The organism is Streptomyces liliifuscus, assembly GCF_016598615.1.
GTDB lineage: Bacteria > Actinomycetota > Actinomycetes > Streptomycetales > Streptomycetaceae > Streptomyces > Streptomyces liliifuscus.
The window spans coordinates 6,104,392-6,123,905 of sequence record NZ_CP066831.1; the positions used below are offsets into that span (position 1 = coordinate 6,104,392).

The 19,514-nt window shown below is 71.0% G+C and carries 15 protein-coding genes; 5 read left to right on the top strand and 10 right to left on the bottom strand.

Going from position 1 to position 19,514, the window contains the following annotated elements; genetic code table 11:
• Positions 1-34 precede the first annotated feature (34 nt).
• Positions 35-1,609 (top strand): carboxylesterase/lipase family protein, encoded by a 1,575-nt coding sequence (locus JEQ17_RS26200; protein WP_234048377.1) that lies wholly within the window; start codon positions 35-37, stop codon positions 1,607-1,609.
• A 142-nt stretch (positions 1,610-1,751) separates the two neighbouring features.
• Here the strand turns inward: JEQ17_RS26200 and JEQ17_RS26205 are convergent, their stop codons facing one another.
• Together JEQ17_RS26205 and JEQ17_RS26210 are read right to left on the bottom strand one after the other, a co-directional pair.
• Positions 1,752-2,213 (bottom strand): spore-associated protein A, encoded by a 462-nt coding sequence (locus tag JEQ17_RS26205; RefSeq protein ID WP_200397483.1) that lies wholly within the window; start codon positions 2,211-2,213, stop codon positions 1,752-1,754.
• A gap of 474 nt (positions 2,214-2,687) precedes the next feature.
• A complete protein-coding gene (locus tag JEQ17_RS26210) occupies positions 2,688-5,225 on the bottom strand; it encodes an NACHT domain-containing protein (protein WP_200397484.1) in 2,538 nt (845 codons plus the stop codon).
• Between the two features lie 463 nt (positions 5,226-5,688).
• Here JEQ17_RS26210 and JEQ17_RS26215 point away from each other — a divergent pair, with 463 nt between their 5' ends.
• Complete coding sequence (locus JEQ17_RS26215; protein WP_200397485.1) at positions 5,689-6,384, top strand: M23 family metallopeptidase; 696 nt, start codon at positions 5,689-5,691, stop codon at positions 6,382-6,384.
• 19 nt (positions 6,385-6,403) lie between these two features.
• Here JEQ17_RS26215 and JEQ17_RS26220 read toward each other — a convergent pair whose 3' ends face one another.
• Positions 6,404-6,991, bottom strand: a complete 588-nt coding sequence (locus tag JEQ17_RS26220; RefSeq protein WP_200397486.1) for a TetR/AcrR family transcriptional regulator — start codon at positions 6,989-6,991, stop codon at positions 6,404-6,406.
• Positions 6,992-7,204: 213 nt separating this feature from the next.
• Here JEQ17_RS26220 and JEQ17_RS26225 point away from each other — a divergent pair, with 213 nt between their 5' ends.
• Positions 7,205-8,767, top strand: a complete 1,563-nt coding sequence (locus JEQ17_RS26225) for an MDR family MFS transporter (protein ID WP_200401730.1) — start codon at positions 7,205-7,207, stop codon at positions 8,765-8,767.
• A 192-nt stretch (positions 8,768-8,959) separates the two neighbouring features.
• Here the strand turns inward: JEQ17_RS26225 and cseC are convergent, their stop codons facing one another.
• The 5 genes from cseC to JEQ17_RS26250 form a co-directional block, all read right to left on the bottom strand.
• Entirely contained in the window at positions 8,960-10,273 is a 1,314-nt protein-coding gene (cseC, locus tag JEQ17_RS26230; protein ID WP_200397487.1) for a two-component system sensor histidine kinase CseC, read from the bottom strand.
• Positions 10,270-10,995, bottom strand: a complete 726-nt coding sequence (gene cseB / locus JEQ17_RS26235; protein WP_200397488.1) for a two-component system response regulator CseB — start codon at positions 10,993-10,995, stop codon at positions 10,270-10,272. Before cseB ends, cseC begins: the two co-directional genes overlap by 4 nt.
• Before the next feature lie 51 nt (positions 10,996-11,046).
• Positions 11,047-11,655, bottom strand: coding sequence for a hypothetical protein (locus JEQ17_RS26240; RefSeq protein WP_234048378.1), 609 nt, complete (start codon positions 11,653-11,655; stop codon positions 11,047-11,049).
• Positions 11,656-11,684: 29 nt separating this feature from the next.
• Positions 11,685-12,242: a SigE family RNA polymerase sigma factor gene (locus tag JEQ17_RS26245; protein WP_055618595.1), complete on the bottom strand. Its 558-nt coding sequence runs from the start codon at positions 12,240-12,242 to the stop codon at positions 11,685-11,687.
• A 270-nt stretch (positions 12,243-12,512) separates the two neighbouring features.
• Positions 12,513-13,442, bottom strand: a complete 930-nt coding sequence (locus JEQ17_RS26250) for an HhH-GPD family protein (RefSeq protein WP_234048379.1) — start codon at positions 13,440-13,442, stop codon at positions 12,513-12,515.
• A gap of 227 nt (positions 13,443-13,669) precedes the next feature.
• Between JEQ17_RS26250 and JEQ17_RS26255 the strand changes: the two genes are divergently transcribed.
• The gene (locus JEQ17_RS26255; protein WP_200397490.1) at positions 13,670-14,482 is read left to right on the top strand and encodes a hypothetical protein; all 813 of its coding nucleotides are present in this window, start codon (positions 13,670-13,672) and stop codon (positions 14,480-14,482) included.
• Positions 14,483-14,748: 266 nt separating this feature from the next.
• On the opposite strand, the gene disA is transcribed toward JEQ17_RS26255, so the two are convergent.
• Complete coding sequence (gene disA / locus JEQ17_RS26260; RefSeq protein WP_200397491.1) at positions 14,749-15,873, bottom strand: DNA integrity scanning diadenylate cyclase DisA; 1,125 nt, start codon at positions 15,871-15,873, stop codon at positions 14,749-14,751.
• 70 nt (positions 15,874-15,943) lie between these two features.
• Positions 15,944-17,353 (bottom strand): DNA repair protein RadA, encoded by a 1,410-nt coding sequence (radA, locus tag JEQ17_RS26265; protein WP_200397492.1) that lies wholly within the window; start codon positions 17,351-17,353, stop codon positions 15,944-15,946.
• 222 nt (positions 17,354-17,575) lie between these two features.
• On the opposite strand from radA, the gene JEQ17_RS26270 reads away from it, so the two are divergent.
• Complete coding sequence (locus JEQ17_RS26270) at positions 17,576-19,471, top strand: BACON domain-containing protein (protein WP_200397493.1); 1,896 nt, start codon at positions 17,576-17,578, stop codon at positions 19,469-19,471.
• The last annotated feature ends 43 nt before the right edge of the window (positions 19,472-19,514 follow it).

The following is a 19,514-nucleotide window of genomic DNA, read 5'->3' on the forward strand; positions in this document are numbered from 1 at the left end:
GGCCCTGGCGTCCGGTTCGACGGGATGATCCGCGATGACCGAACTGTCTGCAGAGGGAGCCGTGATGGGCGCCGACGAACCGCAGGTCCGTACGACAGCAGGTGTGGTGCGGGGAGCCGGAGAGGCGTCGGGATCGGCGGTGTTCAAGGGGATCCCGTTCGCCGAACCGCCCGTCGGAGCACTGCGGTTCGGGGCGCCGGTGCCCGTGCGGAGCTGGGACGGCGTACGCAAGTCGGTCGCGTACGGGGCGCCGCCTCCGCAGTCCGCCGCGTTCGGCATGGACGCGCTGGTGTCCGGCGACGCGGTGGACGAGGGTGACTGGCTGACCCTCAACGTCTGGACGCCCGACCCGGACCCCGGCGCGGGGCTGCCGGTGATCGTGTGGATGCACGGCGGCGCGTACGTCATCGGGATGTCGGGCCTGCCCGAGTACGACGGCGGCCGGCTGGCACGGGAGGGCGCCGTCGTCGTGGTGACGCTCAACTACCGGGTCGGCATCGAGGGGTTCGCGCAGATCGAGGGAGCGCCCGCCAACCGGGGCCTGCTCGACCAGGTCGCCGCGCTGGAGTGGGTGCGGGACAACATCCGCGCCTTCGGCGGCGATCCCGGCCGTGTCACGGTCGTCGGCCAGTCGGCGGGCGCGGGTTCGCTTGCCGCGCTGCTCACGATGGAGCGGGCGGCGGGGCTCTTCGGCCGGGCCGTCGCGCAGAGCGTGCCCGGTACGTTCTTCTCGCCCGAGCTCGCCGCGGACATCGCGCGGGAGTTCGCCGCGGAGATGGGCGTGCGGCCGACGGTGGAGGACTTGGGCGCGGTGGCACCGCGACGGCTGCCCGCGGTGGCGGACGCGGTCGGCGCCAGGGGCGGGGCGTTCGCGGAGCGGTGGGGGCCGACGGCCCACGCGCTCATCCCGGTCGCGCCCGTCGTCGACGGCGACGTGCTGCCGGCCGCCCCCTGGGAGGCGCTGGCCTCCGGCGCGGGACGGGACGTCGAACTCGTGGTCGGCCACACCCGTGACGAGTTCCGGCTGATGATGCTGCTCCGCGGCCTGACCGGCGAGGTGACGGGGGATCAGGCCGCCGTCGCACTGAGGACGTTCGGGCCCGGAGGGTCCGGAGGTTCCGGCGGGGCCGCGGGCGGTGACGTCTACCGCGCCGCCTTCCCGGCCGCGAGCGACGAGGAGCTCTACGAACTCGTCCAGTCCGACTGGCTGTTCCGTATGCCGTCACTCCACCTGGCCGAGGCGCAGATCGCGGGCGGCGGTCGCGCACACGTCTACGAGCTGGTCTGGGAGGCGCCGGGCATGGGCGGGATGCTGGGCGCCTGCCACGGGCTCGATGTACCGCTGGTGTTCGGCAACCTCGGCGAGGGCCTGCCGGCGCTGCTGCTCGGGGAAGAACCGCCCGCAGAGGCCGAGGAGTTGTCGCGGCTGGTCCGGGCCGCCTGGACGGGGTTCGCCGCCGGGGAGGGCCCGGGGTGGTCCGCGTACGACGTCGAGCAGCGGTCGGTGCGGCTCTTCGACGCGAAGCCCTCGGTGGCTCCGTACCCGGAGGAGGTGTCGCGGGGGCTCTGGCGCGAGCATGTGTTCGGGGCACTGCCGCTGTGCGGTTAGGACCTTCCCTGACAGGGAGGCGTTTCCCGGCCAGGACGTGTTTCCCTGCCAGGCACGACGAAGGAGCCGCACACCGAAGTGTGCGGCTCCTTCGTCGTGCCTGCGCCCGGCCGGGGCTCACCGGCCGGATGCCCGGTCGTGATCAGCCGCAGTGGCCGGTCCCCTTCGTGGAGTACGTGGTGATGCCGCCCTCCCACGTGACGCACTCGCCGGGGGCCTCGATGTAGACGGGGCCCGCGTACGTCGTGAAGCGGCCGCTGTCGGTGGCCGTGCCGCCGGTCTTCGAGCTGAGGCGGGCGAACATCTTCACCGCTGCCCCGGGCTTGGTGCGGACGGTGACCACGCAGTTCTCGCCGGTCGTCTTGTTGTAGGTGAGGAAGGTGGTGCCGAGGTTCTCCATGTTGGCGGAGTCGATCACCTTGTGACCGGTGCCGCAGGCGCCGTTGTACTTCGCGACCGGGGCCTCCGAGGGGGCCGCGACGGCCGCCGACCTGGCCGCCGTGGGCGCGGACGAGGATGCCGACGCGGAGGCGGGCGCCGCGAGGGCGAGCGCTCCACCGGTGACGACTACGGCGACGGCGGCTGCGTGACGGACGAGCTTCATTTCTGTTCCCCCAGTTTGGTGTGCCAGTGCGGTGCGTTCGCGGATCCGTGTCCGGCGGTGCGTCCGGCAAGGTCAACTGCCGTTCGCCCCACACCAGGTGAGACCAGGGGACCCGGGGGTTGGTTGTGGCCTCTTTTGTCACCGTTCTGTCGCCGCGTGTCACTGAACTGTCACCGCACGCATCGCTCCCTGACAGGAACTGTCACCGCCCCGGTTCCTGCCCGCGCCGCCCGCCCTACGCCGTGATCGTCACCCCCTCCGGCACGTTCCGTACACGCGGCAGGCGCGGATTTGCGCGCAGGACCCGGAGGTTGGGGAAGAGGAACAGCCAGGACATGTCCGGGTCCGTGGGTTCGGCATTGAGCCGGGGTACGGCGTGGGGGGAGAGGAGGCGGACAACGGGCTCCGTGGGTATCAAGGTCCCTGTGGGGTGGGGCTGTTGTGGGAGTCAAAGGTGGGTCGACTCGCGCTGGATCAGGGGGTGATGAGTGTGGTCCGGGCGGGCACCTGTTGCGCCACGGTCACGCTCACCTGTGTTTCCACGTGCACGTCCTCCAGGTTGGGGAAGGCCGAGAGCCAGGCCAGCCCTTCGACCGGATGAGGTGCTTCCACCAGGAGAACGGTCAGTTGCTCGGGCACGATGAGTTCCGTGAGCTCCTCGACCCGGTAGGCACCGGCGACCTTGATGTGCGCCCAGCCGCCGATGGAGCGGAGCAGGCGGAGGTCCTTGGTGTTGCGGACGGTCACCGTGCTCTGCCGGACCATGTGCGCGAGGATCTCGCGCGCGTAGAGCTCCTGGTCGAAGTGGTGCCAGGAGTTGGCCAGGACATACTGGACCCGTGAGTCCCCGTGGTCCCGGAAGCCGGTCAGGAAGTGCAGGGCGGCGTCACTGCCCAGTTGGGCGGCCGACCACGCCACCAGGTAGGCGGTCTCGTCGTCGATTCCCTCCGGCCCCGGCAGAAGGGCCAGCACCAGATCGCCACCCGCGCGCGTCAGTTGCTCCGCCTCCGAGAGCCCGCGCGGAGGCACCAGCGATCCCACCCCCTCCTCCGCCAGCTGCCTCACCGCAGGCTCCACCTCCGCCACATATCGCAGCCCCGCCGCGGCCAGCAGCTTCCCCCGCGAGGTGTCCAGCCCCACCAGCCGCCGCAGCATCTGCTCCGCCTCCTTCGGCCGGGCGTGCGCGACGGCCAGCAGGATGACGTCCTCCCAGTCGTCCTCCTCCGCGTTGTTCACCAGCAGATCGAAGTCCAGCTCCTGCACGGCCAGCCGGGACCCCAGATAGTCCTGGAAGGTCCGGTGGAGGAAGTCCACCCGACCCTCCGCCGGCTCCCGCAGCAGCCCCGACCGCAGTAACAGCGACCGGTAGACGTCCTCGGCGGTCCCGTCGAGATTCACCGCGGGCACCGCCTGCCCGATGATGTGCAGCGCGTCCGAACGGTCCATCTCCGCGCGGCTGTTGCGGATCAGCCACCACGCCAGCTTCTGGAGCAGCTGGACCTGTGTCGCGTACGGGATGCGCAGTCCGTCGGGGTGGTCCAACTCCCGTTCCCGGTCCCGCCGTTCGAGGAGCATGGTCAGGGCGGCCTCGTACAGGGACTTCCTGTCCTGCGGGAGGAAGCCGCGCCGGTCGCGGTGGAGCGCGCAGAGCATGCCGCACATCAGCGGGTTGGTGGCCAGCCGGTTCAGCTCGGACGTGGTCCGCACGGCCTGGAGCAGTGACACCCCTTCGCGCTCGTCCGCTCCGGCGGCGCGATGCCAGCGCCGTACGAACGTGGCGACGTCGTCGCGTGCCATCGGGGAGAGCGTGAGTTCGTGGAAGTCCGCCGCTTCCAGCCATCTCTCCGGCACGGCCGACGGACGGGAGGTGACGAGCCACAGGTTTCCCGGGAAGGTCCGGGTCAGTTCGCGCAGCCAGCGCCGGGCCGCGTCCCGGCGGTCACCGGCGATCTCGTCTATCCCGTCGACCAGCAGAACACCCCGCCCGGCCCGGAGCACCCGCTCCGCCCAGCCGGCCGGCTGCTCCCCGGCGACCGGGCAGCCGACGGCCTTCAGGAAGTCCCCGGGGATGGGGAACTCCGTCCCCGGGCGCACGATCCTGCGCATCGGCAGGACGAACGGCACCCTCCCGATGAGGTGCGTCAGGCCGTGGTCGTACGTACGACTGGCCGTCGTCACCGCGAGCCACTGGACGAGGGTCGTCTTTCCGGAGCCCGCGACCCCGCGCAGCAGCACCTGGTCGTGCTGGGCGAGGACCTGCTCGGCGGGGATCTGGAGCCCGCCGTCCTGCCCGTCGCGCTCCCGGGTCGCCTCCAGGCTGAGGTACGCGGTGTCCAGCGACCACTCGCTCGTCCCGGCGTCCAGTCCGTAGATCGTCAGCGTTCCGTACCGCCCGGTGATGTGCTCCGCGTACCGCGCCTCGAACCCCGCGTCCTCGGCCGACTGGGACGGCAGGCGCCCCAGCAGGACGTCCACGGCCCGAACCAGCCGGGCCAGCTGCCGGCTCTGCGCGGTCTGCTGCCGGGCGATGTAGGTGGAGCGCTGGGTGAAGAAGTTCAGGATGTGCAGCGCGGCCGTGTGCAGCAGCTGCTCGTAGAAGAGCTCACCGTCACCGCTGAGTCCGTACGAGATGACGGCCGCGTGGGAACGGAGTGCGCGCGCGAACTCCTCGGGTCCGAGGTCCACGGCCTCGCAGTCCTCGATGGTGAGGGTCCCGAGGGAGGCGAGCGAGTGGGCGAGGGCGTGGGTGACCGCCGTGGCCTCCTCGGCCGTCACCGGCTGTTCCCCCGGTCCGGCCGTCCTCAGGGCCCTGCGGACCAGTTCCGCCGCGACCTTCTCGACGTCCTTCGGCGTGACGCTCCGCTTCTCCCGCCCGAACGCCACCAGCGCCGATATCCGTACCGGTCTGCTCACCAGCCCGGCCCCCGGCTGGTCCTTCACGAAGAGCTTCTTCACGAGCGGTGCGACCGCGCTGGACGCGATACGGGCCCCGAGCACTCCGGCGTCGACCATGCACCGAGCGTAGGCGAACCACCAGGGCCCTCGTGTAGCCCCCGCCACATTCCCCGGCCGCTGGATCATGCCCTCCGGTGACATGACGCACAGGCGATTTGTCCGGTACTAGGGCGAGTAGTGGTGGAGTCGAAACGGGCAAAAAGGACCTTTGGCCCGGGGGTGGCGACGGGGTCGGAGGCCGTGCGGCGCGGGGTCCGGGTGAAGGGTCCCGGGCCGGGGTGGACGGCCCTGAAGTGGGGGTAAACCCGACTTCAAGGAGAAAAGGCGGAGGATTTCGTCCCAGACGTTCTTCTTGTCAAGGAGTCGGAAGTTTCAGTGTCAAGTACGACTTGAGGTCGTAGATGGGGCCTTTGTGGGATGGCGGGGGCGCGGGTTACCAAGGGATGCCTCGCCCGGTGCGCCGACAGCGCGCCGGGTGAGTCGATGCCCGTCCCCCGATCCGTCCCCCGGAGGTAGCCCCATGTCGCAGCGCATCACGTCCCACCTTCCCGGCACGCCCAAGCTCCGCGTCCGGGCGGCCGCCATGGCTCTCGGCCTGGGCGCCTCGGCCGCGCTCGGAGCGGGGGTCGCGGTCGCCGCCGACACCAAGGCGAGCGCCGTCGCGCTGCCGGGCTCCGCCGCCGTCTCGGTGCAGCAGCAGGCCGCCGCGCAGGCCAAGGCCGCCGCTCAGACGAAGGCCAAGAGCAAGACGGCCGCCAAGAAGGCAGCCGCCAAGCCCGTCGCGGCCAAGAAGGCCGCCTCCTGGGTCGACCCCGTCAAGAAGTACAAGCTCTCCGCGAAGTTCGCCCAGGCCGGCAACCTCTGGTCGTCCACCCACTCCGGCCAGGACTTCGCCGTCGCCTCCGGCACGCAGGTCGTCGCCGCACACGGCGGCACCGTGGTGAAGGCCGGCGGCAACGGCGCCGGTGACGGCCCCGCGTACGGCAACGCCGTCGTGATCAAGCACGGCAACGGTACGTACTCGCAGTACGCGCACCTGTCCCGCGTGGACGTGAAGCCCGGCCAGGTCGTGAAGACCGGCCAGCGCATCGCCCTCTCCGGCAACACCGGCAACTCCAGCGGGCCGCACCTGCACTTCGAGATCCGTACCAAGGCCAGCTACGGCTCGGCGGTCGACCCGGTCGCCTTCCTGCGCACCAAGGGCGTGAGCCTCTAAGGGGCTGAAGCCCGAAGGCTCAGAGCGACTCGGACGCGCCGGCGTGCGCCCGCGTGACCAGATCGATGGCGACCTCCAGGACGGCCTTCCGCTTGTCCTCGGGGTCGCCCTCCATGTCCTTGAGGGCGAACATCCCGGCGTGCATCGTGAAGAGGGCGCTCACGCACCGGACCTGGTCCGTCAGCGCGGCGTCCGGCTCCTTGATGATGTCCAGCATCCCGAGCATGCGGTCCTTGAAGGACTCGCCGATGCTCAGCTCGCGGATCGTCGCCTGGTTCTCCTGCATGAAGCGGAAGAGGGGGGCCGCGGCGGTGAGCGCCTCGCTGTAGCGGCGCAGCAGCTCCTGCTTGGTCTCCAGGGTGTGCGGCTGCCCCTGGCCCCATTCGATCAGCTCGTCCATCGGCCTCGTCAGGTCCTGGAAGAGGCTGATGAGGATGTCTTCCTTGGTCTTGAAGTGGTAGTAGAGCGCCGCCTTCGTGACGTCCAGCCGTTCGGCGATCTCCCGCAGTGACGTCTTCTCGTAACCCTGCTCGGCGAAGAGTTCGATGGCCACGTCCTGGATGCGCTGACGGGTGTCTCCGCGCCGCCGCTGCCTGCTGCCGTCCATCGTGGCTGCTCCTCGTCCTTGTCGTCCCTACGTGTCGTAGGTGCTCGCCGTAAGGTAAAGAAAAACTTACTTGACGCCCGGCTAGTTACGGGTCTACTTTTCCCCAGTGTAGTCAACTTGCCGGTCGGCAAGTAAGTGCAAGTAAGCGGCAGTGCAGTACCCAGGGGAGTGGGGACAGTGGCGGACACCAAGGCGGCTGACGCAGCCGAGGCAGTGGCGGAAGCGGGGGCGGGGCCAGGGGCGGAACAGGGAGCGGCCGAGGTCGAGGGCAAGCAGCCCAGGAGCGTACGGGTCGTCCTGCTCGCGCTGATGATCGCGATGCTCCTCGCGATGCTCGACAACATGATCGTCGGCACTGCCATGCCGACGATCGTGGGAGAACTGGGCGGGCTCGAACACCTGTCGTGGGTCGTCACGGCCTACACGCTCGCGACCGCCGCCTCCACCCCGATCTGGGGCAAGCTCGGCGACATGTACGGGCGCAAGGGCGTCTTCATGACCTCGATCGTGCTCTTCCTGATCGGGTCGGCCCTGAGCGGCATGGCCCAGGACATGGGTCAGCTCATCGGGTTCCGGGCGATCCAGGGGCTCGGCGCCGGCGGTCTGATGGTCGGCGTGATGGCGATCATCGGGGACCTGATTCCGCCGCGGGAACGCGGCAAGTACCAGGGCATGATGGCCGGCGTGATGGCCCTCGCCATGATCGGCGGACCGCTGGTCGGCGGCACCATCACCGACCACTGGGGCTGGCGCTGGTCCTTCTACATCAACCTGCCGCTCGGTGTCGTCGCGCTGATCGCCATCAGTGCCGTACTGCATCTGCCCAGGAAGCGGGCGCAGGCGCGGATCGACTATCTCGGGGCCGGGCTGCTCACCGTGGGCATCACCGCGATCGTGCTGGTCACCACCTGGGGCGGGACCGAGTACGCCTGGGGCTCCGCCATGATCATGGAGCTGATAGGGATCGGGGTCGCGTCTCTCGTCGGGTTCCTGTTCTGGCAGACCAAGGCCGCCGCGCCGGTCGTGCCGCTGCACATCTTCCGGAGCGGCAACTTCTCGCTGATGTCCGTCATCGGCTTCATCGCCGGGTTCGTGATGTTCGGCGCGGTGCTGTTCCTGCCGCTCTACCAGCAGTCCGTGCAGGGCGCGTCCGCGACCAACTCCGGGTTGCTGCTGCTGCCGATGCTCGGCGCGATGCTCGTCACCTCGATGGTCGCCGGGCGGGTCACCACCAACACCGGGCACTACAAGGCCTTCCCGATCGTGGGCAGTGCGCTGATGGCCGTCGGGCTGTATCTGCTGTCGCTCATGGACACGGATACGTCGCGACTGACGTCCGGGGTGTACATGGCCGTGGTCGGTGCGGGGATGGGCTGCCTGATGCAGATCACCATGCTGGTGTCGCAGAACAGCGTCGAGATGAAGGACATGGGCGTCGCGTCGTCCACCACCACGCTGTTCCGTACGCTCGGGTCGTCCTTCGGGGTCGCGATCATGGGTGCGCTCTTCAACAGCCGGGTCCAGGACGTGATGGCCGAGCGGGCCGGGGCGCTGGGCTCGAAGGTCACCGAGCAGTCGGCCCAGCTGGACGCGGCGAGCCTCGCGAAGTTGCCGGTGGCGGCGCGGGAGGCGTACCAGCACGCGGTGTCCGCCGGTACGCACTCGGCGTTCCTCCTCGGAGCGGTGGTGGCGGTTGTCGCCCTGGTCGCGGCGGTGTTCGTGAAGGAGGTCCCGCTGCGGGGCGGCTCGGCGCCGACGCCGACCGAGACGGTCTGAGTCTGTTGATGGCGGGGCTTGCGTTGTGTGTTTGCTGCGGGCCCGGTGGGGGCTGGTCGCGCAGTTCCCCGCGCCCCTAAAGACGAAAGGCAGGGGCTACCGCCCCTGCCTTTCGTCTTCGGGGCGGTAGCCCTTGTTTTTAAGCGGCGCGGGGAACTGCGCGACCAGCCCCCACCGGGCCCGCAGGGAGGGCTACGGCAACATAGGGAAGCTTCCCGTGTTCGTCGGGGCGTGTTCCGGTAGCCACAGGACGGCGACCGCCCCCTCGACCGGCCCCGAGCCCACCCCGAGCCCCACATTGCGGAAGGTCAGCCGCGCGCCGAGCACCCGCGCCTGGCCCGCCGCGATGGTGAGACCGAGCCCGTGACCGTGCCCCGCCCGGTCGCTGCTGCCCGTGCGGAAGCGGCTCGGGCCCTCCGCGAGGAGATCGGCCGGGAAGCCGGGCCCGTGATCGCGGACCCGGATGACCCGCCCCTCGACGGAGATCTGGATGGGCGGCTTGCCGTGCTTGGCGGCATTGGCGATGAGGTTGCCCACCACCCGCTCCAGACGACGCGGATCCGTGGTGACCTCCGACTCGTGCACCACCCGCACCTCGATGTCCGGATGCGTCGAGGCGACCCGTCGGCTGATGAACTCGCCGAGGTTGATGTCCTGCAACTCGGCCCGCTCGGACGCCCCGTCGAGCCGCGCCACCTCCAGCACGTCCTCGACGAGCGTGCGCATCGCCTGGGCCCGGTCCCTGACCAGCTCGGACGGCCGCCCCGGCGGCAGCAGTTCGGCCGCGGTGAGCAGCCCGGTCACCGGCGTGCGCAACTCGTGCGCGATGTCCGCGGTGACCCGCCGCTCGGCCTCGTACCGCTGCTTGAGCGCGTCCGCCATGGCGTCCACCGCGTGCGCGAGGTCGTCGGTCTCGTCCCGTACGACACCGCCGATGGCGTCCCGCACCCGCACATCGCTCTGCCGCTGCGCGACCAGGTTCGCGGCGCTGGCCGCCTTGCGGAGGCGGCCCGAGAGCTGGCCGCCGACCAGCACACCGAGGGCGCAGCCGCCGAAGATGACCGCGATCGAACCGATGAGCAGGGCCTGGTCGAGGTCCGCCATGACGTTGGCGCTGCGGTCCGTGAAACGGGTGTGCAGCGACAGCGTCCGGCCGTCCCGCATCGGCATGGCCGCCCAGATGTCGGGCACCCCGTCGGCGTTGTCCTGCACGAAGGTGGCCCGCCGTCCGGCCTTGACCTTGCGCAGCAGCTCCTGGGGTATGTCCGGATCGTCCACCCTGGTGCCCAGCCGGGCCGCCCCGCTGGAGGTGTCGTAGTACCGAGCCGCGATCTGCAGCCGCTCGTCCTGCACATCGCGGGCGTTGTCCAGCATGGTGACCCAGGCGGCGTTGTGCACGACGATGCTGAGAACCAGCGCCACCAGCGCGCTGACCAGCGCGATCGCCGCACTCAGCTTCCAGCGCAGCCCGATCCGCAGCCCTCTGGGCAGCACCGGGAGCCTCATCCCTTGAGCTTGTAGCCGAAGCCGCGGACCGTCTCGATCCGGTCCTGGCCGACCTTCGTACGCAGCCGCTGCACATGGACGTCGACGACGCGGGTGTCGCCGCCCCAGCCGTAGTCCCACACCCGCTCCAGGAGCTTGTCGCGCGACAGGACCGTACCCGGCGCCGACGAGAACTCGAGGAGCAGCCGCATCTCGGTGGGCGTCAGCGCCACCGGCGTACCGCCCCTGCGCACCTCCATGCCCACGGTGTCGATCTCCAGCACGCCGTCACCGTCACCGAAGGACAGCACGCCACCGGCGGGGACGGACGAGCCGCCCTCGGACTCGCCGGCGGACCGCGGCCCGCTCGCGTGCCCGAAGCGCCGCAGCACCGCACGGATACGCGCGACCAGGACGGCCCCGTCGAAGGGCTTCGTCACATAGTCGTCGGCGCCCGCCTCCAGGCCCAGGACGACGTCGATCGAGTCGGCGCGTGCCGACAGCATGATCACGGGCACGGTCGACTCGTCCCGGATCCGACGGCACAGCGACACACCGTCGAGCCCCGGCACCATCACGTCGAGGAGCGCGATGTCGGGCCGGTCGGTGCGGAACGCCTCAAGACCCGACAGCCCGTCGGGCATCGCGGTGACCACGAAGCCGTCGCGCTCCAGCGCGAGTTGGGTGGCCTCGCGGATGACGTCGTCGTCCTCGACGAACAGGACGTGGGTCTGCTCTGCCATCCGGTGCTCTCAGTTTCTCGGTCGGTCGGGTCGGTTGCGGAGGTGGCCGGTCTAGTTCTCGGTCGGGACCGGCGTCTCGCCGCCCACCACCTTGCTGTAGTCGTTCGTCGTCCGGGCCCGCTCCGCGAAGCGGTTCGCCGTCCAGCGGTACGTGATCACCTGCTCGCCGGAGGGATACTCCAGCGAGTCGCCCTTCCCGTACACCTGCTGGGTGACGACCAGGTCACCCCGGTCGATCTCCGCGTAGACCGGAGGCTCCTCGGCCCGGAAGACATTCTTGTACGCGTCACCGTCCTCGCGATACACGTACGAGCCGACGCCCACCGCGTCGCCGCAGGTCATCACATTCACCAGGACGTCGTCCGCGGTCCCGCCGGTGAGGTTTCCGTACGACACGTCGACCGGGTACTCGTCGCCGAAGCAGGGCTTCAGGTCGCGCTTGACCGCCGCGCTGACACCCGGGTCGGCCCGCACGAGCCTGATCGCGTCCGCGCGTTCCCTGGTCGGGGACGCGGAGGGGACGCCGGCCTCCGCGGCCCCCGCGGACACCGAGTCGGCGGCGGGGCCCTCGTCCCGGGCACCGGTGCCGCCCGTGCCGCAGGCGGACACCAAAAGGCCGAGGGCGGCGAGCACGGCCACCGCCGTGATCACCGCCTTCAAAGCCCCACCGGGCCGTGGAACCGAAGTGCCTACGCCGCGCAACGCTCCCGCTCCTCACGCTCCGGCACACCCGCGCCGAACCCGTCGTGCTCGTCGGACGCCCGGCGCTCCAGCTCCTCGCGGAGCCGGGCGAGCGCCCGGTGCAGTGTGCTCTTGACCGTGCCGGCCGACATGCCGAGGGCGGCGGCGGTCTCCTCCGTGGACATCTGCTCCCAGTGTCGCAGTACGACGACACTGCGTTGCTTCGGAGCGAGCACCTTCATGATGTCCATCAGGAGCGCGCGGTCGGCGTGCTGCTCGGTGGAGTCGTCCACGCTCGCGTCCGGCAGCTGCTCGGTGGGGACCTCCTCCAGCTTGCGGGCCCGCCACCACTCCGTACGTGTGTTGATCATGACGCGGCGCAGATAGGCGTCGGCGAGACGCTTGTCGGCGATGCCGTCCCAGCGGCCGTACGTGCGGACCAGCGCGGTCTGCAGGAGGTCCTGGGCGTCGACCGGGTCGGGGACCAGGCGGCGTGCGCTGCGCAGCAGCGCGTCCTGCCGGGTGCGTACGTACTCTTCGAACTCGAGCACCTCGCCATGCGCCATTCCAACCGCCTCCGTCCCCGTTTCCGACCTGTCTGCTGCCGGTTGTCCGTTGCCTGCCGTACCGCTGGTCCGCGGTACGGCAATGAAGTTACGGAGCGGTTGTCACGGGGCTGTCCGAACGAGCCTGCGGGAAGCGCTCGGCTGTCCGTCGGTTGTGTAACGGAAGTAGGGGATGGGTAAAGCGAGGTGACGACTGGGGCGGGTATATGGCGTTTTGCCCACCGGGAGTTGTCAGGGTGAACTGTCACTGCCCTCGGTGGAGCCTGTGAGTCAGCTCAGCGGGAGCCGGTACAGACCGCCCGCGAGGGGCTCGACGAGTCCGTCGGCGACCAGCCCGTCCAGGGCCCGGGCGCGCTGCACCGGCTCGTCCCACACCCGGTCCAGGACCGACTGCGGGACCGGCGCGACCGCCTCGCGCAGCACGGCGAGCAGCCGGCCGCGCACCTGCCGGTCCGTGCCCGCGTACGTCTGTCCGCGCCGCGGCGGCCCCTCGTGCGCGGGCTTGCCGCCCAGCCGCCAGGCGCACCGGGCCGCGATCGGGCACCGTACGCAACTCTCGTTCTTGGCCGTGCAGACGAGCGCGCCGAGTTCCATGGAAGCGGCGGCCCAGAGCGAGGCTGTGCGCTCGTCGTCGGGCAACAGGGCGCGGGCGAGCTTGCGTTCGGCGGCGGTCGTGGCGTTCGGCGGGTACTGGACACCGGTGACGGCCCGCGCGAACACGCGCCGCACGTTCGTGTCGAGCACGGCGTGCCGCTGTCCGTACGCGAAGGAGGCCACGGCCGCCGCCGTGTACTCGCCGATGCCGGGCAGCGCGAGCAACTGGGCGTGCTCCGTGGGTACGTCGCCGCCGTGGCGCTCCGTTATGGCGACCGCGGCGCCGTGCAGTCGCAGCGCGCGGCGCGGGTAGCCGAGGCGGCCCCAGGCGCGGACGGCCTCGCCCGGCGCGTCCTCGGCGAGGTCGGCGGGGCGCGGCCAGCGGGCGAGCCACTGCTCGTACACCGGCAGCACCCGGCTCACCGGCGTCTGCTGCAGCATGAACTCGCTGACCATCACTCCCCACGGTCCCGCGTCGGCCCGCCGCCATGGCAGGTCGCGCGCGTTGTCCTCGAACCAGTCGATGACAGGGGCGTGCAGGTCGTCGCCGACGGCTTCTTGCGCGTCGGCCTGGGCGTGGGATGTGGGTTTCGTGGGCGCAGTCATGGCAGGTCCGATCCTCCCATGCGGTGGCGTCTCCGACGGTTTGGCTGGGGGTTGCGTCGTGTGTTGTCTGCGGGTGAGTGGGGGCTGGTCGCGCAGTTCCCCGCGCCCCCGGGTGGGTGGGGCTGGGGGTTGGGATGTGCGTGTGCCGGGATGATGATCTGTAAAAGATGATGATCTGGCGGCGGGTGGGGACAGTGAACTCCCGGATCTCTCGTACAGTTTGCGCCGTGGGATCTATGCGCAATCCGGTCGGGCCGCTTCCCTCCTCCATCTACTGGCGACGGAGGGCCGTTCTCGTGTCCGTGGTCGCGGTGTTGGCGCTGCTGGTCACGTGGGTGGTGACCTCGGGCGGCGGTGGCGGAGGCAAGAACGACGCCGACGGGTCCAACGACAAGAACCCCACCGCCTCGATCACCCCGGGCCCCTCCGGCTCCGATCCCGCGATCAGCCAAGCCCCGGGCGGACGCGACGAGTCGGGCGACGAGGGCGACGGCGGTTCCGGCGGCTCGGCGGGCTCCGGTGATTCGGACGGTTCGGCCTCCGGGGGGTCCGGGGGATCCGCCTCGGGCGGTGGCGGCGTGGACGACGGCGCGGGCGGCGGAGGCTCCGGAGACACGCTCCCGGCCGGTTCCAGCCTGCCCAACTGCACCACCGGTGCCGTGAAGTTGACGCTGCGCAGCGTCAACAACGCGTACGCGCCCGGCGAGAAGCCCACCTTCGAACTGATCGCCAGGAACTCCTCCGGCAGCGACTGCAAGCTCGATCTCGGCCCGAAGAGCGCGGTCCTGACCATCACCCAGGCGGACAGCGACGACGAGATCTGGTCCTCGGCCGACTGCCCGCCAGGCGCGGCCTCCATCCTCTTCCGCATCCCGGCCAACGACCGCGTAACCCACACCATCCAGTGGAACCGCAAGTCCAGCGCCCCCGAATGCGCCACCCCACCGGCCATCCCGGCAACCCCCGGCACCTACTTGGTAGAAGCCAAGGCCCCAGGCTTCACAAAAACCCAGACGTCATTCGTCCTGAAGAAGGACTGAGAAACCCGGCCCACAGAGGCGCGCCCGTAAGGGGCGCGGGGAACGGCGCAATCTTTCAGGGGGGCGAGGAACGGCGCGCTCAGCCCCCACGCCGCGGCAGCCACATCACAACACCAGCCCCCACCACCCAGGGGCGCGGGGAACGGCGCAATCTTCTAGGGGCGCGGGGAACTGCGCAGTCTTTCAGGGGCGCGGGGAACTGCGCGACCAGCCCCCACCAAGCCGCACCCAACCAACAACGCACCCCCCGCCAAACCGCCGGACGGCTACACGTACCGCTCAAGAATCGAAGACTCAGCCAACCGAGAAAGCCCCTCCCGCACACTGCGAGCCCGAGCCTCCCCCACCCCATCCACGGTCTGCAGATCATCCACACTCGCGGCAAGCAGCTTCTGCAACCCACCGAAGTGCTCGACAAGCCGGTCGATAATGGCCCCCGGCAGCCGCGGCACCTTCGCCAGCAACCGGAACCCGCGGGGCGAAACGGCGGAGTCGAGCGCCTCGGGCGACCCCGTGTACCCCAACGCCCGAGCCACGGTGGGCAGTTCGAGAAGCTCCGCATGTGTGAGCGCATCGAGCTCGAACAACGCCTCGTCCACCGTCCGCGACCGCTTGGCCGTCGGCTCGGGCACATAGTCCCGCACGACAAGTTCCCGCTCGGGCTCGACCCCGGCGATCAACTCGTCCAGCTGAAGCGCGAGCAGCCGCCCGTCCGTGCCCAGCTCGACCACGTACTCGGCGATCTCCGTCGCGATCCGGCGCACCATCTCCAGCCGCTGGGCCACCGCCGAGATGTCCCGGACGGTGACCAGGTCCTCGATCTCCAGGGCCGACAACGTGCCGGCGACCTCGTCGAGCCGGAGCTTGTACCGCTCCAGCGTGGCCAGGGCCTGGTTCGCGCGGGAGAGGATCGCGGCCGAGTCCTCCAGGACCCGCCGCTGCCCGTCCACGTACAGCGCGATCAGCCGCATGGACTGGGAGACGGAGACGACGGGGAAGCCGACCTGCTTGCTCACCCGGTCCGCCGTGCGGTGACGGGTGCCCGTCTCCTCCGTGGGGATGGTCGGGTCGGGCACCAGCTGCACACCGGCCCGCAGGATCTTGGTGATGTCCTTGTCGACGATGATGCCGCCGTCGAGCTTGCACAGCTCACGCAGCCGGGTCGCCGTGAACTCGACGTCCAGCACGAAACCGCCGCTGCACATCGCCTCGACGGTCTTGTCCCAGCCGAGCACGATGAGCCCGCCGGTGTTGCCGCGGAGAATGCGCTCCAGGCCGTCACGCAGCCCTGTGCCGGGTGCCACGGCGCTGAGTGAGGTGCGCATCAGGCCATCGGCACCGGAACTCCCGGCGGACTTGCCGGGAACTGCTGCCCGGTCGTTGGCTGCCACTGCACTCCTCCGGTCGCAGGTGTCTGGGGGCGCCCTGAGTTCGTACGGACGGGCGAGACCTGGGCAAAGTCTACCGGCGCTCTTCCTCGTCCCGTGGGGCCTCTCGCCGACGCGACCTCGGGAGGACCCTCAGCGCGTCCCCCATGTCGCCGACTTCCAGGACCTTCATGCCGGCAGGGATCTTGCCCGGATCGCTCGGAACGAGGGCGTGGGTGAAGCCCAGACGATGGGCTTCGGCGAGCCTGCGCTGGACGCCCGTGACCCGTCTGACCTCGCCCGCGAGCCCCACTTCGCCGATCGCGACGAGGTTCTTGGGCAGCGGGGTGTCGCTCGCGGCGCTGGCCAGCGCGAGCGCGATCGCGAGGTCCGCGGCGGGCTCGGTGAGTTTCACACCGCCGACCGTCGCGGTGTAGATGTCCCGCTTCCCGATGGCGCTGATCCGGCCGCGCTGCTCCAGAACGGCGAGCATCATCTGGACCCGGGAGGTCTCCAGACCGGAGGTCGTACGCCGGGGGGTGGGGATCTGGGTGTCCACGGTGAGCGCCTGGACCTCGGCCACCAGGGGGCGGCGGCCTTCCAGGGTGACGGTCAGACAGGTGCCGGGGACGGGCTCGGCACGCCGGGTCAGGAACAGCCCGCTCGGGTCGGTCAGGCCCGTGATGCCCTCGTCGTGCAGCTCGAAGCAGCCGACCTCGTCCGTCGTCCCGTAACGGTTCTTGACGCCTCGTACGAGCCGGAGGCGCGCGTGCCGGTCGCCCTCGAAGCTCAGGACGACGTCCACGAGGTGCTCCAGGAGCCGCGGTCCCGCGATGGCGCCGTCCTTGGTGACATGGCCCACCAGCAGGGTCGCCATGCCGCGCTCCTTGGAGGCGCGGATCAGGGCCCCGGCCACCTCGCGGACCTGGGACATGCCTCCGGGGGCGCCGTCGATCTCCGGAGAGGCCACCGTCTGTACGGAGTCGACGATGAGCAGGGACGGCTTCACCGCGTCCAAGTGGCCGAGGACCGCGGCCAGATCGGTCTCCGCCGCCAGGAACAGGTGGTCGTCGATCGCCTTGATGCGGTCGGCGCGCAGCCGGACCTGGCTCGCCGACTCCTCACCCGTGATGTAGAGCGTGCGGTGTTCGTCACTCGCCGCCTTCGCCGCCACGTCCAGCAGCAGCGTGGACTTGCCGACGCCCGGCTCGCCCGCCACGAGCACGACCGCGCCCGGTACGAGCCCGCCGCCGAGCACCCGGTCCAGCTCGGGCACGCCGGTCGAGCGGGCGGTCGCCTGCCGGCCGTCGACCTGGCCGATGGGCAGCGCGGACGTGGTGACCCGGCCGGGGGCCGTCGTACGCACCGCGGGCGCGCCGTACTCGTCGATCGTCCCCCAGGCCTGGCATTCGGGGCAGCGGCCGAGCCACTTGGCCGCCTGCCAGCCGCACTCGGTGCAGCGGTAGGACGGCCGGTCCTTCGCGGTCTTCGTACGGGCAGCCATGACACGAACCGTAACCGCCCCCACTGACAGCGCGGTGCCGGTCCGTTCCGCGCCCGATGCCGATAACCGGGCACCCTTCACAAACCGGTCACGACTCGTCAGGAACACGCCATGGAATTCCGGGTTCCTGTCCCCTTATGAGGGATCGTTTCACCCGTACGGATTAAATGTGCGCAAGCAGGAAGAAGGGGCCACCGCCCGGCCCCTACGGTCGCACGGGTGATGAGCCGCAGTCCCGAGACCTCGACCCGCACCACCAGCGCACACCGGGCGCACCGCGAGGCGCGCGACCGGGCGGCGGCGCGCACGCTGGCGCAGTGCCCGCCTCCGCGCTACGAGCCGTACCTGGACGGTCTGTTCACCTACTGCCTGTCCGTGCTGTGCGACCACGACACCGCGACCGCCGCCCTCGGAGACGTTCTCGCGCTCGCCGAGCGCCGCGGCCAGCGCGGCCCGGAGGCGTCCGACGACCGCAGGGCCTGGCTGTACGCCCTCGCCCGCTGGTCCTGCCTGCGCAAGCTCGCCGAGGCCAAGCAGAAACGTCATGGCGCCCATGCGCTGGGACGTTCCGAGGCCGCGCACGCCCCCGGCCGTCCCCAGGGCGCGTACGCCGGACTCCACCGAGCCGCGGTCGCGGCCGCAGACCGCCCCGGCGACCGGACAGCCGACCGGTCGGCCGACCGCGCGGCCGATCGCACCTCTGACCGCACCTCGGACCGGGCCCCGAACCGGACCGCCGACCCGGCGGCCGATCTCCTCGCCGCCGCGGAGGAGGACCGTCGTCGTCGGGAACTCGCCCTGCTGGCCTGGCCGGAGGCCGCCGGTACGACGCCCGAGCAGCGTGAGGCGCTCGAACTGGCCGTACGGCACCAGCTCGCCGCCCACGAGGTCGCCGCCGTCCTCGGCATGGACCCGGCCGCCGCCCGCGAGCTCCTCGCGACGGCCGCCTGTGAGGTCGAGCGCACGCGCGCGGCCCTCGCCGTCGTCGAGACCGGCACCTGTCCGGGAGTCACCCGGCTCACCGGCGACAACCACCTCGTCCTCAGCACGGCCCTGCGCCGCGAACTGGTCCGGCACGTCGACGACTGCCCGCGCTGCCGCCGTACCGCCGAGCGCGCGGTCCCCGGCTCCTGGCCCGGCACCAGCGTCACGCCCGCCGCGCTGCCCGTACTCGAAGCCCCGCGCGCGGCCCTCCACCGGGCGATGACGCATGTCCCACGCGCGCGGGGCGGCGGCCCGCGCTTCGACCGGCGCGGTTTCCCGATGGACCCCAAGGACCGAGCGGCCCGTCGTGACCGCCTCCGCGCGCGTGCCGTCACCACCACCGTCGTCGCCACCGTGGTGGCGGCCCCGGTCCTCGCCCTGTGGGCGGCCTACCGGGGCGCACCCCTCACCGGCGAGGGAGTGGACGGCCGCCCGGTCACCGCGAACGAGGCGCACGGCCCCGACGGACTCGGCGGCGAGGCACCCGGCTACGAGAACGCCGGCAACGCGAGCACCAGGCCCGACCCCCGCTTCACCCCGGGCAGGGACTCGCCCGACGTCTCCGTGGAAGTCATCGGCGTGGCCTCGGGGCAGCAGAGAACCGGCCTCTCCGTAGAGGCCGGCAACAGCGGCGACACGACGTTGATCACCCTCACGGCGACCGGGAGTTCACCGGTCCACTGGTCCGCGCACACCGGGGCGTCCTGGCTCTACCTCAGCCAGTCGTCCGGAACGCTGGAGCCGGGCGAGTCGTTGACGATCAAGGTGTACGTCGATCATCTGCGCGAGCCGATCGGGTCCTGGAGTGCGAGCGTGTCGGTGGCCCCCGCGGGCGCGGTGGTCACGATCGACGGCTACGGGACGGCGGGCCCGAGCCCGACGCATCCCGGGCCCCGCCCTGACCCGCCCACGCCGACACCGACCCATCCCGGTCCGACCGGGCCGGGGCCGGACCCGGAGCCCACACCGAGCGATCCGCCGCCGTCCAGCCCCGATCCGGAGCCGACGCCCAGCGACACGGCTCCGTCGGATCCGGAGCCGGAACCCCCGCCGGAATCCTCCGGAGGTTCTACGCCGCCACCCAGTGACAGTGGCAGTCCCAGTGACGGCGCCCCGAGTCCGTCGGAAGGTTGAACGCTTCCGCAGGCCGGTCCTCGTCCGCGAGCAGTCGTGGGCC